General features: G+C 58.8%; 17 protein-coding genes and 1 tRNA gene. 8 read left to right on the top strand and 10 right to left on the bottom strand.

Translation table 11 applies throughout. The features are described from left to right. The first annotated feature begins 215 nt into the window (after positions 1 to 215). The 4 genes from AX672_RS07205 (at position 216) to AX672_RS07190 (ending at position 6,269) form a co-directional block, all read left to right on the top strand. Positions 216 to 1,502 (top strand): type I restriction-modification enzyme R subunit C-terminal domain-containing protein, encoded by a 1,287-nt coding sequence (locus AX672_RS07205; protein ID WP_202189270.1) that lies wholly within the window; start codon positions 216 to 218, stop codon positions 1,500 to 1,502. After that, a complete protein-coding gene (locus AX672_RS07200) occupies positions 1,499 to 3,211 on the top strand; it encodes an ATP-dependent nuclease (protein WP_066650398.1) in 1,713 nt (570 codons plus the stop codon). The genes AX672_RS07205 and AX672_RS07200 overlap by 4 nt, the downstream gene beginning before the upstream one ends. Next, positions 3,211 to 5,127, top strand: coding sequence for an ATP-dependent helicase (locus AX672_RS07195; protein ID WP_202189269.1), 1,917 nt, complete (start codon positions 3,211 to 3,213; stop codon positions 5,125 to 5,127). The genes AX672_RS07200 and AX672_RS07195 overlap by 1 nt, the downstream gene beginning before the upstream one ends. Before the next feature lie 215 nt (positions 5,128 to 5,342). Continuing rightward, complete coding sequence (locus AX672_RS07190) at positions 5,343 to 6,269, top strand: ArdC family protein (RefSeq protein WP_066650395.1); 927 nt, start codon at positions 5,343 to 5,345, stop codon at positions 6,267 to 6,269. A 10-nt stretch (positions 6,270 to 6,279) separates the two neighbouring features. Here the strand turns inward: AX672_RS07190 and AX672_RS07185 are convergent, their stop codons facing one another. Further along, positions 6,280 to 6,777 carry a hypothetical protein gene (locus AX672_RS07185; RefSeq protein WP_066650386.1) on the bottom strand — a complete coding sequence of 166 codons (498 nt, stop codon included), beginning with the start codon at positions 6,775 to 6,777 and terminating at the stop codon, positions 6,280 to 6,282. 318 nt (positions 6,778 to 7,095) lie between these two features. Here AX672_RS07185 and AX672_RS07180 point away from each other — a divergent pair, with 318 nt between their 5' ends. From AX672_RS07180 to AX672_RS07170, 3 genes are all read left to right on the top strand, one after another. After that, on the top strand, positions 7,096 to 7,404 hold the full coding sequence (locus AX672_RS07180) for a hypothetical protein (RefSeq protein ID WP_066650384.1): 309 nt from the start codon (positions 7,096 to 7,098) through the stop codon (positions 7,402 to 7,404). Positions 7,405 to 7,459: 55 nt separating this feature from the next. Further along, positions 7,460 to 8,041: a hypothetical protein gene (locus AX672_RS18525; RefSeq protein ID WP_168727376.1), complete on the top strand. Its 582-nt coding sequence runs from the start codon at positions 7,460 to 7,462 to the stop codon at positions 8,039 to 8,041. A gap of 268 nt (positions 8,042 to 8,309) precedes the next feature. Then, entirely contained in the window at positions 8,310 to 8,516 is a 207-nt protein-coding gene (locus AX672_RS07170) for a hypothetical protein (protein ID WP_066650380.1), read from the top strand. A gap of 31 nt (positions 8,517 to 8,547) precedes the next feature. Here the strand turns inward: AX672_RS07170 and AX672_RS07165 are convergent, their stop codons facing one another. The 9 genes from AX672_RS07165 to AX672_RS07125 form a co-directional block, all read right to left on the bottom strand. Continuing rightward, positions 8,548 to 8,721 (bottom strand): hypothetical protein, encoded by a 174-nt coding sequence (locus tag AX672_RS07165; protein ID WP_168727375.1) that lies wholly within the window; start codon positions 8,719 to 8,721, stop codon positions 8,548 to 8,550. A 229-nt stretch (positions 8,722 to 8,950) separates the two neighbouring features. Next, a complete protein-coding gene (locus tag AX672_RS07160) occupies positions 8,951 to 10,252 on the bottom strand; it encodes a relaxase/mobilization nuclease domain-containing protein (RefSeq protein WP_066650374.1) in 1,302 nt (433 codons plus the stop codon). Then, complete coding sequence (mobC, locus tag AX672_RS07155; protein ID WP_066650372.1) at positions 10,249 to 10,617, bottom strand: plasmid mobilization relaxosome protein MobC; 369 nt, start codon at positions 10,615 to 10,617, stop codon at positions 10,249 to 10,251. The genes AX672_RS07160 and mobC overlap by 4 nt, the downstream gene beginning before the upstream one ends. A 322-nt stretch (positions 10,618 to 10,939) precedes the next feature. Further along, positions 10,940 to 11,016: transfer RNA gene (locus AX672_RS07150), tRNA-Pro, on the bottom strand. A gap of 91 nt (positions 11,017 to 11,107) precedes the next feature. Beyond that, entirely contained in the window at positions 11,108 to 12,403 is a 1,296-nt protein-coding gene (locus tag AX672_RS07145) for an FAD-dependent oxidoreductase (RefSeq protein WP_066650370.1), read from the bottom strand. Positions 12,404 to 12,447: 44 nt separating this feature from the next. Beyond that, entirely contained in the window at positions 12,448 to 13,467 is a 1,020-nt protein-coding gene (locus tag AX672_RS07140; RefSeq protein ID WP_066650368.1) for a nucleotidyltransferase domain-containing protein, read from the bottom strand. Next, the gene (locus AX672_RS07135; protein WP_066650362.1) at positions 13,452 to 14,312 is read right to left on the bottom strand and encodes an HprK-related kinase A; all 861 of its coding nucleotides are present in this window, start codon (positions 14,310 to 14,312) and stop codon (positions 13,452 to 13,454) included. The genes AX672_RS07140 and AX672_RS07135 overlap by 16 nt, the downstream gene beginning before the upstream one ends. Further along, a complete protein-coding gene (locus AX672_RS07130; RefSeq protein WP_202189268.1) occupies positions 14,309 to 14,575 on the bottom strand; it encodes an HPr-rel-A system PqqD family peptide chaperone in 267 nt (88 codons plus the stop codon). Before AX672_RS07130 ends, AX672_RS07135 begins: the two co-directional genes overlap by 4 nt. Before the next feature lie 5 nt (positions 14,576 to 14,580). Then, positions 14,581 to 14,982 carry a hypothetical protein gene (locus tag AX672_RS07125; protein WP_066650359.1) on the bottom strand — a complete coding sequence of 134 codons (402 nt, stop codon included), beginning with the start codon at positions 14,980 to 14,982 and terminating at the stop codon, positions 14,581 to 14,583. 108 nt (positions 14,983 to 15,090) lie between these two features. Here AX672_RS07125 and AX672_RS07120 point away from each other — a divergent pair, with 108 nt between their 5' ends. Beyond that, positions 15,091 to 16,371 carry an ATP-binding protein gene (locus AX672_RS07120; protein WP_066650357.1) on the top strand — a complete coding sequence of 427 codons (1,281 nt, stop codon included), beginning with the start codon at positions 15,091 to 15,093 and terminating at the stop codon, positions 16,369 to 16,371. Positions 16,372 to 16,382 lie beyond the last annotated feature (11 nt).

The following is a 16,382-nucleotide window of genomic DNA, read 5'->3' as shown; positions in this document are numbered from 1 at the left end:
CCCGGAATACACCATCGCCTACACCGGAAATTACACCACGAGCGCGGACGCTAACAAGATTTCAGGGGGGTGCTTTGTCTCCATTTTGTCTCCAGATTTAAGCGTTTCGAGGGTATTATGGGCGGAGACAATCGTAAAGGGGAACATCTTAAATATCTGATTTAGCGTAGATAATCGTACTTGGGAAAGTTTGGGAAAAGTGGCCAAAATATTTTGTGTTTTTCAAGATCGTTCGCTCCAAAACAAAATTCTGGCAGATGATCGGGCGCGGCACTCGTCTGTCACCCGACTTGTTCGGCATCGGCCGCCACAAAGACCAGTTCCTCATTTTCGATTTCTGCCAGAATTTCGAGTTCTTCAATCAGAACCCGAAATTCGTGGATGGCGCACTTGGTCAATCGCTTGGCCAGCGCCTTTTCGCTGCGCGCGTGGAACTGGCATCCTTCATCCAAGACGTGCCTGAAGGGGACGTGAGCGACGGTCTTGGCTATCTCAACCGCGACGTTCGCGCGCGCCTGTTTAATGAAGTGAGCGGGATGACGCTCGACAATTTTCTTGTCCGCGCGAAGCGCAATTCGGTCGAACATTTCCAGCAGCAAGAGGCTTGGCAAAACCTCTCAGCCGAAGACCGCGAGGCGCTTATCGACGACATCGCAGGTTTGCCATCCGCGCTTGAAGACAATGATACGGTCGCAAAACAGTTCGATTACATCGTTCTGTCTGGCCAGCTCGCCTTGCTTCGCAACGAAGCGGCTTTCAGCCGTTGCAGGGAGAAGGTCATGGCGCTTGCTGCCAAGCTGGAAACGCTAGGCAACGTACCAATGGTCGCTGCCGAGATGGCATTGATCCTCGAAGTGCAGACCGATGAATACTGGCAAGACATTGATGCGTGGTCGCTAGAGCAGATGCGCCGCCGCCTACGCGAGTTGATAAAGTTGATCGAAGGTGACGAACGCCACATCGTCTATACCGACTTTGAGGACGAGATCGGTGCAGGCACCAAAATCGACCTACCCGACGTGAGCGTGGGAACCGATAAAGAGCGCTTCCAGATGAAGGTGCGCCACTTCTTGAAACAGCACGCCGATCACATCACCATTCAGAAGCTGCGTCGCAACGAGCAGCTCACACCGCAAGATTTGGCCGAGCTTGAACGCATTATGATTGAAGAGGCAGGTGCCTCAAAAGATGACCTCGCAAACATGCGTGACAAGGGAGGCCTCGGCCTATTCGTCAGATCGCTGGTTGGACTCGAACGCGATGCGGCAAAGGCGGCATTCGCGGATTTCATGGCGGGCAACAACATGAACGCCAACCAGATCGAGTTCATCAACCTAATTGTCGATCACCTAACAGAAAGCGGTGCAATGGACCCGCGCCGTCTATACGAAAGTCCGTTCACCGATTTTGACGATCAGGGAGTCAGCGGTGTGTTCGCACAGGCCGATGTGCAAAGAATCGTTCAGGTATTGCACAATGTGCGCGAGAGGGCTGCGGCATGATCATACGGCAACTCGACATCGAGAATTATCGCGGCATCAAGACTTTGTCGCTTCGGCTAGACGAAACAACCGTCATTTTCGGCGCAAACAACACCGGCAAATCCACTATCATGGCCGCTATTCATAGCGTGTTGAGCCGCGCCTTTGGTCGCAAGGGGGGTATATTTTCAGAGTACGATTACCACCTAAGCGGTGAGATTCAGCCAACCGATGCACAACCCATCAAGATCACACTTACATTCTCCGAGACCGTTGAGGGAGAGTGGCCCGACGCGAAGGTTCAGCAGCTGGACAAGATTGTCGGTTTGACAGCCGAAGGCCTACAGGTCGTCACGCTTCGCGTAACTGGCGCATACGATGATGCAACAAATTCTTTTGTCACTTCTTCGGAATTTTTAGATCCAACTGGCAATCCATATCCGCCCAACCCGAACGCATTTCGCAAGCTCCAGCAGATCATTCCGGCGTTCTATCTCGCTGCCTTGCGAGATGCCGCCAAGGAGTTTCGCGCTGGTGCCCCATTCTGGGGGCCGTTTGTCAAAGCCTTAAAAATTGATCCTGAGCTTCGCGAACAGATCGAGCAGGACATAGCTGCACTGAACCAGCAGGTCCTTGACGCCCACACCGGATTTGAATCAGTCAAAAGCCGATTGGCAAAATCAGGAAAGATGGTTCCGCTTGGCGGGGGCGCGGAGCCGGTTAGCATCGAGGCCTTACCGAACCGAGTCTTTGACATCCTCTCAAAAACTCAAGTGATGCTATCGGGCTCGTCGGGAGCAGCTTTGCCGCTATCACAGCATGGTGAGGGCACGCAGAGTCTCGCTGTGATTTGCCTGTTTGACGCATTCTTAGATGCCCAGTTGATAGGCGAGTTCGGCGAAGGTGCCGTTCCGATTTTGACATTGGAAGAACCTGAAGCCCATCTGCATCCTGCTGCTGTCCGCGCGGTCGGGCAAATGCTAAGCGGGTTTGTCGGGCAAAAGCTCATATCAACTCATTCCGGCGACCTCCTCTCGTCCGTCTCGCTAAAATCGCTGCGCCGGCTGCGACGAGTTGGCGACGAAGTGAGAATCTTTCAGCTACAGGAAGGGTCGATTGAGGACGAAGACCTCCGACGGCTAGATCATCATGTCCGCCGCCATCGAGGCGGCTTCCTATTCGCAAAGGTTTGGCTCCTTGTTGAAGGAGAAACAGATGAGACCGTTTTTCAAGAAGCGGCCCGTATCCGTGGAATCGACCTATTTGGAATCGGTGTTTGCTGCTTCAAGTTCACCGAGATTGGGGTCGAGCCATTCATTCGCTTGGCAGACCAATTTGGCATCCATTGGATCGTAGTCGCCGATGCCGATCCTGCGGGGAATAATTATGTTGCTACTGCTCAAGGCCTTTTGAACGGTCGGGTAGCTACCGATCATATCCGCCAAATTCCCGCATGGGATATTGAAACTTATCTTTCAATCAATGGCTACGGTCAGATGTACGTCGCCACCATATCCCCTCAGCTACAGGCTTCGAATCCCATTACCGACGTAGTCGGTACGCCCGAATATTGGAAACACATCGTGACCAAGCTGCAACCCAAAAAGGGGAAGCCGTCTCGGGTGGCGGCTGTTTTAGACGAAATGGAAAAGCCAGCGTCTGCGGGTGTGCCGCAATATCTCCGAGAGGTTATCGAGCTAGCTGTCGCTAAGAGCGAGGAAGGTGATTGATGGTAGACCTATCATCATTAAATGATCGGCAATTGGAAGCAGCCAATTGGCAAGATGGGCCACTGCTCGTTTTAGCAGGACCAGGTTCTGGCAAAACGAAGGTTTTGACGAGCCGCATTGCACGTATCATCGAAGAATCGGCCGCTGAGCATTTTCGCATTCTCGCCCTGACTTTTACAAACAAGGCCGCCGCCGAAATGCGGCAACGCATCGAACTGCTCGTTCCCGGCTCAGGCAATCGTGTTTTGCTGACGACTTTTCATTCGTTCGCAGGCGACGTGTTACGGCAACATGGTCATCTGATCGGATTGAAACCCGATTTCACAATCATCACGCAGGATGGTGAGCGCATCGCATTGCTTGACGAGGCGATCGCCAAAACGGACTTTGATAGCGAAGATCATAATTTTAGCGGCGAGCGCCTATTGCCGCTTATCAACCGTATGCTCGAAAATGATGTCTCGTCTGACTCGGTTTCTAGAATGGTGATGGCTTTGCCGTCAGATCAGCAAGAGCCAATCCAAGCCATCTACGGCGCATACCGAAGCCATCTAATTGCTTGCAATAGTCTCGATTTCCCCACTCTGATTGCTGAGTCAGTCAGAATATTCCGCGAGATACCGGCAGTCTGCAAGCAGGTGCGTCGAGTTTATAGATTTATCTGCGTCGATGAATTTCAAGACACTAATTTATCGCAGTATCATCTACTCACACATCTGATTAGCGAAGAGAGCAAAAATCTCTTTGTTGTCGCCGATGATGATCAAATCATTTATCAGTGGAACGGGGCGAGTCCAGAACGACTTAACAAGCTTCGTTCCGATTTCGGTATGAATTTGGTGCAACTGCCCGCAAACTATCGCTGCCCGCCAGCGGTCATCGATATCGCCAACAAGCTTATCGCGCACAATGCGATGAGGTCAGACGATAAGCAGAACTTGCAAGCCCTCAAACCCGTTGCGGATGGGGACCCCATTCGGTTCGGTGGTTTCAATACATTTGATGAGGAGGTGTCATGGGTGGCAAGCGACATAGCATCGCGAAGCGAACCAGAACGTTCCCGTTGCGTTGTTTTGGCGCGTACCCGCAAAGCCCTGGAGGGTGCACTCGACCAGCTCGTTGCGCAGGGCGTTCCGGCGTATCTAGCGATGCGAAAAGATGAATTTGTCAGTGCACCTTTGCGGTGGCTTCACGCTGCCTTGCGTCTTGCAAACAATCCCCAAGACCGAGAGCAGGCTCGCAGGCTCTGCAAAGCCTTCTACGCGCTTGAGGGACTTCAAATCGACCCCGCGAATGTCATCTCTTCATCGGAAGCCTTCGAAGGAAGCGCCCTTCGTGCATTCGCTAATATAGCCTTCGGACGTGCGGAGATTGGTGCGCCAACTTCTGCCTTTCTCTCATCTGCTATACCCGCCCTTACCGACAAACTGGATTTCCGCGCATTTACAAGATTGACGTTCGACTGGGCTGAGATGCTCCAAGAAACCGTCGTCGGTGCAGATGATCCATTTGCCGAGTATAGCGATGAGAAATCAACTTGGTCAGAATTGGTAGCCGAGATCGAAGGGCAATTCGGCCAAGAGAATGTGACGCTCAACGTACTGCTCCAAGAGCTGGATATGCGATCAAAGGCCCCATCACCCGCAAAGGGTGCCGTTCCTTGCTTCACAATCCATGCCTCTAAGGGGATGGAATTTGGGCATGTCTACCTGATCGCCATGGTAGAAGATCAGTTGCCGAGTTGGGCTGCGGTCAAGAAAGGGCCTGATAGCCGAGAGATGCAGGAAGAGCGACGCAATTGCTTTGTGGCAATTACGCGCACCGAAGATTCGTTGACGATGACATACGCAAGGCGCGTTTTTGGTTGGAATAAGGAGCCGTCCAGATTTTTGCGTGAGATGGGTCTGATAAGCTAACGGTCGAATTTTCTTTGCTGCTTCACTTGCCTTCCCTTTTCGCTGCACCCTGAGTTTCATCCGCGAATGTGGCTGAGGTCGTCGTCCCGTCAACGGGCGGCCCGATCCATTCGCTGCGCTCCCGTGTTGCCCGTTTCGCCTTACGGCTGACAGTCCGACTTTCCCCCAGCCTGTTCCCTTCGCGTCCTCAGGATACAGCGAAAGGAGATCAGGACATGACCACTTCATCAAAAGAACGCTTCGACGTTTACGGAGCTATCACCGATCAAATCATTGCCTCAATCGAAGCCGGAGCCGAGCATCCGCAAATGCCTTGGCATCGTGCAGGCGGATCAATCGAACGTCCCACCAATGTCGAAAGCAAGAACGCCTATCGCGGCGTCAACACCGTCGCCCTCTGGGCATCGGCATATTGCCAGCAATTCGATCATGGCATCTGGGGCACATATCGCCAGTGGCAAGAGAAGGGCGCACAAGTCCGCAAAGGCGAGAAATCTTCCGTCATCATTTTCTATCGTGACCTTCAACCGCATGAGCGTGACACGCAATCATCCGGCGATGACGATGATCGCGGCAATCGGTTCTTCGTTGCCCGTGCATCGCGCGTGTTCAATGTCGCACAGGTTGATGGCTTCGAGATTCCTGCAATCGAACCGTCGATTGAGCGCATCGATCCATGCGTTGCTGCCGAAGAACTCATCGCATCCACGGGTGCAAACATCACCGTTGCAGGTGAACGTGCATTCTACAATCGCAGCACCGACAGCATCACGATGCCTGATCGTCATCGCTTCGTTGGCACAAAGACCAGCACCGCGACCGAAGGATGGTATTCGACGTTGCTGCACGAGCTGACCCATTGGTCAGGCGCGGAGTCACGTTGCGCGCGGACCTTCGGTGAACGCTTTGGCGATGATGCATACGCGATGGAAGAAATGGTTGCCGAACTTGGCGCTGCGTTCCTCTGCGGTGATCTTGGCATCACGGCAGAACCACGCGCCGATCATGCCGACTATATCGGACACTGGCTGCGCATTTTGAAAGGCGACCGCAAAGCAATCTTTACGGCGGCGAGTGCTGCGAACAAGGCTGCCGAATACCTCAAGAGCATCGCTCAGATCGAACAACGAGAGGCGGCTTAGGCCGCCTCTCTCACGCGCTGTTGATATCGCGTCCGCCTGACTCGGACAGAAGGTATCCCGCATGAAAAAGAATGCACCATCCGATCTCGGCGAGGATGCCTTCTGTCCCGCCATAATATTCCTCAGCTTCTTCTTCGCTGTAATGTCCGGCGGAATCAGAGAAATCGACGCCATCCGCTTCAAGCTCCCGTGCAAGCTTCAAAGCATCGGCCAGCGAAATGACATGGCCGAAAATATGCGCGATATCGTTTCGGAAATCGTTGTAGCGATTGAATGCACCTTCATCGTCGGACGAGATCACGCCCTCAGCGACAAGCCACTTCGTTTTGTCAGGAAAGCTTAGCTTGTAAATCTTGTCATCCGTTCGCGAAAGACGGATCATTTCAATCAACAATGCTTCGAGCGCGAGATGAGTTTTCAACACCAGTGCGACGATAACCGGATCATCTCCGATGATTTGCGAGCTGATAATGTCGTCAAGTTCAACAGCGCGTGATGGCTTTCGCATTCTATGATTCTCCTACCACCCTGATTGCCGAATAGCCCGATCCTTTCCAGCAACGATTTCAACACCGTTCTAACGTGGGGCCGCTTGTCGGCTCTTTTCATTGTCTGCCCCGCGCCTGGGATCATCCGGTGATGATGACGGGAATGTTGGCAGGGCCGGTGCATCGTCAACGGCTTGCCCGATCCATTCGCCCTCATTTCATTCAGGCTCCCGTGTTGGCCGTTTCCCCCTTCGTTCCTTGGGGTGACGCTGCCCCTTCGAACCCTGCCGTTTGCCTCCCCGTCCACCGGACGAACCCAAACGCCAAAGGAGGCAGACATGAAAACCGACTACGCAATCATTCATAAAAACTGGAACGGCATCGAAATCGAAATTCGCTGGATTGCCGATTACGTCTCATTCGACGACGGGCAATCAATGGCGCATCTTGAGGTCGAAAGTGTGAAGCCAGCACGCGCGCCGCTCCCGATCTCCGAAACCGGATATCGCTCGCACTTCATCAACCGCAGCAATGTTGATCACATGGGCGGCCCCGAGGCCTATGTCGAAGCGTGGATCAACGAGATGTCACGCACTCACGCATGGCGCGAAACTGCTTCCGCATCACGTCAGCTTGCGCTCTTTTGAGCGCGGGTTTCGTGCTAACATTTCAGGAAGACGCTAGAAGTGCTAGACTTTTGATATGAATCGGCTCGAAGCTATTTGGGATGTGAGTGATCCAGAATCCGCGCTTATACGTGAAGTATATGCGCGCTATGGGCTTGCCATGTACATGGCTCAGGTTCTTGAGCATGCTATCGTAAATGCATTGCTTGTTTTGCGATTTTTACCGACGCGACCGGTTCACAACAGCAAAGAATCTTGGGAATCCGCATTTGATGATTTCTATGTTGGTGAGTTCGGTAAGACCTTCGGGAACATGCTCAAGACACTAGACAGTCTATGCATTCTACCACCCGAGATAATTTTGAAACTCCGTGCCGCCAAATCCACTCGCGACATGTTAGCCCATAGTTTTTTTCGCGACCACGATCTCCAGTTCATCACTCAATCAGGTCGAGTAGCGATGATCGACGTCTGCGAAGCGGCAATCGCTGAATTCAAGGCAGCGGATGATGAGCTAGATGCTTTTTGCGCTCCGTTCCGGCTTCGATTTGGCATGACTGATGAGTGGATCGATCAAAAGTTTCGCGAGCTTGAAGCGCAGGCGCATGAGGCACACAATTCGATAACGTCCACTGAGCGCACGCCGCGCGATTCGTAAGTCTGATCATGGCGCGCGCAGTTTGATGCGTCAGATCATGATCTCCTACGATCACCACCGAGCAGCGGACATTCGCACCGGCATTCATTCATGGGTTTTTGACCAGCCGCGTCTCAGATCAAGGCCGCTCGCTTCCGCACTTCGTTTGTGCAGCTCCGCGCGCATGTTCGCTGCGCTCAGCCTTTGATCCTCGCCTCCATCGTCAGGTCACGAGTCTCCCCATGAAGCCGAGGGAATTGTCCTTCGGTGGAAACCAAGGAGAACTGAAATGTCTGACACAAACTCAAACCGCCCGAGCCACCGCTTGTTCAATGTAACCGGTGACGGCGACAACGCACGATGGACTGACATCGGCGTCGCATGGGCAACCAAAGACAGCAAAGGTTTCACGCTCGCGCTCAATGCGATCCCCGTCAATGGCCGGATCGTCATGCGGATCAATGAGGAAAAGCCAGCCAACAAGAAGGGGAGCTAACGCTCCCCTTCGGGGCTTGTGGCCAGCGTCGCTATGGCGCTGGACCACGGCGGCCAAGTTCTTGCGCGATCATCGCGAGAAGCGATTGCGCCGATGAGATTGTCGCGTTGCTCGCCGTGATTGCGCGCGATGCATCTTGGAACAAGGCCGCGAGTTGAGCTGTGGATTTGGTCGCAAGATCGTTGCGGTTGAGATTGAAGTTCATGACATCCTCCATTTCGTTTGCGCCGCCCACCATGGGCCGCGTTGGAGGACGTGCATCCGCACATCGATTGCCGATGCATCACCTGTGATCGCAACGAATGTGGAGAAGGCTAGGGATCACCATCCCGCCTTGCATCATGCTCAACCGAGTGCGGATAGGTTCGATCAATCAGCGGATCATGTGGCGGTGTAGAATTGGAGGAAGGCGAGCGGCAACGACCCGCGACCGATCATCCCAAATCCAAACCGCGATCACGTGGCTTTGGTGAAAGTGAACGCGCATCACGCGTGCGACCATTGCGGTCGCGCTCGGCTTCGCCCTCGCGCATCCGGCGGAACTTGGCTGCGTCGCGATAGAGACCGAGGATGCGTTCAGCTTCCTTGCGGCGGTTCTCTTTGATCAATTCTTGAAGGGCTTGGCGATCCTTGTGCTGCGCATGGATCAGAGCGTGCCGCTCATGGCTATCGCGCTCGCGCGCAAATTTAGATTCCATCTCATTCTGCTTGCGCGTTTTGAAATATTTCCCCGTCAGGAAATCCCACGCACCAGCAATGCCTTTGCGCAGACGTGATGAGCGAATGCGTTGCTCTTCGTTCCAACGTGCAGTGATGGATTTATCGAAGGCTTGGCGTTCAGCTTGATGCTGAACCTTGAGCGCTTCGCGCTTGGCTACCAGCGGTTGCATATTGTGGTGCGCGATGCGTTTGGCCTCCGCAATGTAGCGGGTGAGGCGCGGAGCGATTTGCTCTCCGATGAATTGTTTGGTCTCATCGACACTGCGGAGCGTCGCGGGATCACCGAGGCGCGATGCAACGTCTTTTGATTTTGCATCGATCATGCGCGCGAGCGCGAACACATCGCCGTCGATGGTGACGGCGACGAAGCCACGACGATCACCTCGCGCAAGAAACAGACCGCGCTCTTCGAGTGCGGACGCAAATGCCGACGCGCCGTCCGATTGCTTCCAGCATTCTTGCACGGCGGATTTGAGTTCGCGCGGATCAAGTCCGGCGCGCTTGGCTTGCTGCCATTCATCCAATGTGAAATTGCGCGCATCGCGCAATTTGGGATTGGCGAAGCCCTTCGGCATCGACCATCCGTTTTCAAGATAAAGCTGTTTTGCGATTTCGTTCAGACGGTTCTTGAAGAACGGCAATTCCTTCGCCGTCATGGTTTCGGCATCGATGCGTGACCACACCGCATGACAATGACGACGGCCTTCCTTTTCGTGGAAGACGATCACGCGCGGTTGACCGGTGAGGTTCAACCGCTCTTCGATATCGGCAAGTGCCTTTTCAAAAACTTCGACGCGCACGGATTCATGCGCGGGCGGACTGAGTGACATGGAGAAGAGATATTGCTGACACTTCGTACCGCGCGCTAGCGCATAGGCTTCATTCATCGCGCCCATGACCGTGTCGGAAATGAACCCCGACACTTCATGAATTTCGACATGCTCGTTTTCCTCAGTCTTGAGCAGATGTGCTCCAAGCTGACGACCACCGCTGCGCTTTGAGGCTTTGAGGATCATGGCCGTGCATCGATGTCCAATGCTTGGATCAGGAGTTGGCGCATATGATTGATATCCGCAGTCGCGGACATCAACGCTTCCTCTGTGTCAGGCGTGACCGCGAGACTTCCCGTGTTCGCAGCGCGTGCGAGTTGGTTCACATTGTTCGCCAGTCGCGATTGACCGAGAAGCCCAAGCAATTGCGCGAGAGCTTGATGATCTTTGACCGGAAACTTTCCGCGCTTGCGGGGCGCGACCGTTTCCGGATCGAGCAAGCGCGAGCGAATATATGCGCCGAGCGCCATGCCAGCGGCATCGCGCTCTAGCTTTGCACGTTCTTCAAACGTGAGACGCAGCGAGAAGGGCGGGATGGTGCGTTCACCCATTGCACCTCTCCGATTTGCGCTTGCGGATCAGTGACGCGCGGCGAGTCGAGAGATCGATATCGATGCTCTTCGTCGCCGGAGTTGGCGCACTGATTTGCGGCAGAGGTTTGGCAACGTCATTCGCGTTTGCAGGCACTTGCCACGCTAGCGATGTGTGCTTGAGAATGTTATCCCACTCAGTAAGCACCGCCCATAGAGAGTTCGAACCCTCTCCAGACGGGTGCGCCAGCTATTTCGCAGCGCGCAATACGACCCGCTACCGCGTCCGGTCGAAAACGTCAGCTAACGATGGGATTGCGCGCCTTGTGCGTCGCAGAAATCATGGTCGGGGAGAGAGGATTCGAACCTCCGGCCCCTGCCTCCCGAAGGCAGTGCTCTACCAGGCTGAGCTACTCCCCGACGGAGCCCGGCGTGCCCGATGCGAGCGGCCGGTTTGAGCTTGGAGGCGGGCCTATAACCACGCGCGCGCGTGGGCGCAAGCCCGCTGCCGTCAATCGGCCAGCGCTGCGAGCATCGCCGCCATCGATGTGAATTTCTCGCGCGGGGCGCCATCGCGGGCGCGCGCGACTTCGGCCGCCTCGATCTTCTTCCAGTCGCGGAAAGTGACGATGTCGACGCCGCGCGCCGACAACAGCCGGTCGAGTCCCGGGCGGCCTTCCTTGCCGCTGTCGCCCGCCACTTCGGCGCCGATCCGCTCGGCAACTGCCTGGCCGTCAGGGCGGTTGGTGCCGATCGTCCCGGTCGGCCCGCGCCGTGCCCAGCCGACCGTGTAGAGTCCCGGCGCGATCAGCCCGTCGACATTGGCGAAGCGCCCGGCGCGCTCGTCATAGGGCACGCCGGGGATCGGCGGCGTCCGGTAGCCGATGCAGCTGACGACAAGGCTCGCCGGGACGGCATAGGTCTCGCCCGTGCCGCTGACGCCGCCCAGCTCGTCGATCCGCGTGCGCTCGACAATGACGCGTTCGACGCGGCCATCGCCTTCGATCCGCACGGGTGCAGCGAAAAAATCGAACGCGATCGTCATGTCCTTGCGCGGCAGCGTGGTGAAGTCGCGAAGGTGCGCCACCGACTTGCGCAGCCCCGGCTCGAGCGCAGCATCGGCTTCGGCAGGCGGCAGATCGGCAGGGTCGACCGCCGGGGCTGCCCGCTCGAGATGGCCGAGCTCGCCCAGTTCCTTGGGCGTCATCGCGATCTGGTGCGGCCCGCGCCGCCCGAGGATCGTGATCCGCCGGATCGTCGCGGCATCAAGCGCGTCGAGCGCCGGGGCGGTAATGTCCGACCCCGCGAATTCGGCGCGCGTCTTCGACAGGATGCGCGCCACGTCGAGCGCGACATTGCCGACGCCAATCACCGCGACATCGGGGCCCGCAAGCGGCGGCGCCAGCCCCTCATGATCGGGATGGCCATTGTACCAGCCAACAAATGCCGCCGACCCGATCACGCCGGGCAGATCTTCGCCCGGAATGCCGAGCGCGCGATCACGCGGCGCGCCGGTCGCGAGCACCACGGCATCGTACAGGCCGTGCAGCTCGTCGATGCTCAGGTCGCGGCCAAGCCGGACATTGCCGACGAAACGGACATTGTCGGTCAGCGCAACCGCTTCATAGCGCCGGGCGACGCCCTTGATCGATTGATGGTCGGGCGCGACGCCGAAGCGGATCAGGCCGTAGGGGACGGGCAACTGATCGATGATGTCGATACGGACCGCGTCGCCGAACAGCTTCTGGCATGCCTCGGCCGTGTAATAGCCTGCCGGCCCCGACCCGATCACGGCGATATGGCGCATCGACCTCTCCCTTTTGCCGCACGCTAGCGAGCGATTCGCCAAGGCTAAAGCCCTGAATGTCCCTTGCGCCATTTGGTCCACAGATGGCGGGCAAGCATGGCAGGGGGCATGCGCAGCAAATGGCTGCGGGCATAGAAGCCTAGCCGGGTGAACGGACGCGTTGCCCGCCCCCAGCCGTCGCGCGCGGTCACGCGGTGCAGGAACAGCCCGTCAAGCAGCGTTGGCTGGCCCACACCGATCGCTGGCTGCGTCCCGTAGAGCGCTGCCGCGAGCCGGATCGCGCGCGCGACCGCCGTGCCGAGCCCGTGCTGCGCAGCGCGATCGGCAAGCCCCTCCACGCCGAATTCGTCGACCAGGCAGTGGATGTCCCACAGGTTGCGCATGCCCCCCGCCAAATCGCCATCGGCGATCAGATGCGCCGCCGCATGGCAAATCATGTCCTGCGGCGTGAGCACCGACAGCCCGCCGTTCAGCGGCAGCGCGCCTGCGATCAGCGCAGCGGCATCGGGCGCCACCGATGCGGTCAGCGGCAGGATGGTGTGGTGGACGTCGATCATCCGGTCGCGGCTGGTGTGGATCAGCGGCGGCAGCTCGTGCATCCACTGCCGGTAATAGGCATCGTCATAGGGATCGGGCTTCACCCATTCCCACCCGGCCGCCAGCAGCGCCGCCTCGACCCGGTCGAGCGCGTCGCGCGGCACGAGGATGTCGAGATCGCCGATCGACCGGCCCACTCCTGCCCGCAGGCCCGCCGCGACATAGGCAGTGCCTTTCAGCAGCACGACCGGCACGCCCAGAGGCGCGAGCGCACGTCGCGCCATGTCGGCTTCCCACAGCGCCGCCGTGCGCCCCTGCTCGGCGGATGCACGCGCATCACCGAGCTGGCGAGCGACGGCGGGCGGAACTGGCAGGCCGTCCAGCCGGTGCGCAAGCGTGCCTATCAATTGCTCGGCGCGCGCCATCGCCAGCAGCGCGGTCCACCCCTCTGCATCGAGGCTGGCGACGGTCGCCGGATCGCGCAGCGCGGCTGCAAGCAACCAGCCATCGGTCAGCGCGCGTGCCATAGCGCCTCCACCATCGCCAGCGCCTGCGCCGCGTCAGGATAGTCGATCGCGCGCGCCGGGATCGACCGGACCAGCCGCGTCAATGCATCGAAGCCGCGTTCGCCGAGCGCGGTGTAGTTGGTCGACGCCTGGGTCAGCCGGACGAACACTTCGCTGGGCGCGACCGGGCGCTCCTCGGGCGCGTGGCCGAAGCGCGGGAATAGCAGCATCGCCGGACGCGCAGGCTCGGCCATATCGGCAATCGCGCGCTGGTCCGGAACGAGATGGCGGATGTCACCTTTGGGCGTGCCCGCGAGCAGCGGCCCGAACCGCGCCGCCGGCATCGCCTGTGCCACCACATCGATTGCCGCATTCTTCAGGCTGACGAGCCGCGGGAACGCGTGCACGCGCCCGTCGGCCAGGTCGATCAGCGCGAATTCATCGCCCATCAGCCGCCACCCGCGCGCCGCCAGCAGTGCGGCGAGCGTGGACTTGCCCGCGCCCGACTCGCCCGTCATCAGCAGCGCCATGCCTTCGCGCTCGACGGCGCTCGCGTGCAGCAGCAGGTAGCGGCGCTGGCCGAGCGCCATCTGCAAATTCATCCCCATTTCGGCGGCGAGCAGCCCCTGCGCCAGCGGCAACGGCGCGGCATCGGGCAGCATGTAATCGCCGCCGATCATGACCGACGGCCGGACAAAACGCCGCCAGGGTCGCGCGGCGAACAGGCGCACGGTGAAGTCCGCAATCCCGTCGCTGGGTGCGGGATAATCGCGGTAGAGATCGCGAAGCTGCGCGATCGGCGCGCGCCAGTCGCTGCCGATGCGGAAGCCGACCGGCCCTATCCGCAATTGGTGGACATGCCTCATGCGCGCGTGACCAGCCCGGCCGCGATCAGCTCGTCGAGCCGCGCCGCCAGCGCTTCCGCGCCACCGTCGAGCAGGTCGAAATCGGCCGACAGCCGCGCCAGCAGCGCCTCAAGCGTCAACGGTGCGGCAAGCGCTACCAGAATCTCCGGCGCAGGCGGCGCCAGCACATGGGTGATGGCCGACGCGCGGTGATAAAGGATCGTCAGTTCGTCGAGCGCCACCGTCCGCAGCGTCGCCGGATCGGCGGCGAGGAACCGTGTCACGGCGTTCAGCCGCGCGGCATCTGCAGCGATGCGAAACAGGTGAAACCGCTCGTGCCCGACTGGAGGCGGCGAATATACTGCATATAGGCGTTGCTGCGATCGGCATCGACGCCCGGCAATTGCCCACCCGACAGCGCGCGCTTGACGTCAGCTGCCTTGAACGGCGTGCCCGCGGGCGGAAAGGCGCCCACAGTGCCGCTCGGCACCACCGTGCCATCGGCGGCGATATATTGCCCGGCCCGCCCGGCATCGGGCACGCGGATTTCGCATGCCGTGACTGATGCAGCGGTTTGCGCAAGCGCCGGGCGGATCGACACGATCGCAGTCGCGCCAGCCGCACCCAGCATCAGCGCGCGCCGCCGCGTGGTCCCTTCGGGGGCGGCGGCATCGGGAAATTCTTCGCTCATTGCCGATGTTCCATGCGCTCAAGCCCTTTCACAATCGTAAAGCGCGCGCAAGCATCTGGGGTTGCTTCCCCCTCGCCGCCTGTCCCACTTTGCGCTAGGCACTGGTTAATGCAGCATCCTTTTGGCCTCCGCACATTTGCCGGTTTTGGCGTGGTCGCCATCGTGGTGATCGCGACCTGGCTGCTGCAGCCCGATGTCGAGGCAGCGATGATCGTGCTGGTGGGTGGCATCGCCGCGGTGCTCGTCGCCGCCGGGACGGGCGAAGCCCCTGCCCCCGCCCCCACGATCGAACGCGTGACCCGCGACGATGGCCAGCCCGTCAATACCGACGAGCTGATCGAAGCGATCGTCGAGCCGATCCTGATTGTCGCGGGCGGCCGCGTGGCCCACGCCAACCAGCCGGCGCGGGCGCTGCTGGGCGGGCATATCATCGGCGAGGATGTCCGCCTCGCGATCCGCCATCCCGCCGCCGCCGATCGTCTGACCAACCGCGGCCCGGCGCCGAGCGCACCGATCAATCTGGTCGGGCTGGGCACGCTCGACCAGCGTTGGGAAATGCGCGTCACCAACATGTCGGACGGGCGCCGTGTCGTCCATCTGATCGACCAGACCGGCAGCTATGCCGCCGAGCGGATGCGCGTCGATTTCGTCGCCAACGCCAGCCATGAACTGCGCACGCCGCTCGCCTCGATCCTTGGCTTCGTCGAGACGCTGTCCGACGACAAGGCGGGCGGCGATGCCGATGTTCGCGCACGGTTTTTGAAGGTGATGTTCGACGAAGCGCGCCGAATGCAGCGGCTGGTCGAAGATCTGATTTCGCTGTCGCGGATCGAGGCCGAGAAATACCGCCTGCCCGCTGCCGAAGTCGATCTCGCAGTGCTGATCGAGGAAGTTCACGCCGAGCTCGCCGATACGCTCGACAAACGTGGTGAGGATCTGATTGCCGAAATCGACGGCAATGTCCCGCCAGTGGCAGGCGATCGGGCCCAGCTGAGCCAGGTGCTGCACAATCTGATCGGCAATGCGATGAAATATGGACGCCCCGGCACTCCCGTCATCACGCGACTCCGCCGCGACCAGACCGGCATGATTCGCCTGACCGTTGCCGACGAAGGCGACGGCGTTGCGCCCGAACATCTGCCGCGGCTGACCGAGCGCTTCTACCGCGTCGATGCGGGGCGCAGCCGCGCGTTGGGCGGGACCGGTCTGGGGCTTGCGATCGTCAAGCACATCATCGAGCGGCACCGCGGACGGCTCGATATTGCCAGCACGGTCGGCAAGGGCACGACCGCGTCGATCCTGCTTCCGGCAATTGCATCGACGGCGCCCAAGGAGCGGGTGTCATCAAAGAGTCACGTTATCGTCACAGAGGCACGTACATCAGGGTGATAGCCGGTCGC

Origin of the sequence: Sphingomonas sp. CCH10-B3 (assembly GCF_001556185.1) — a bacterium.
Lineage (GTDB): Bacteria > Pseudomonadota > Alphaproteobacteria > Sphingomonadales > Sphingomonadaceae > Sphingomonas > Sphingomonas aquatica.
Note: the sequence above shows the minus strand (reverse complement) of the source record. Positions and strands in the feature narration are given on the sequence as shown.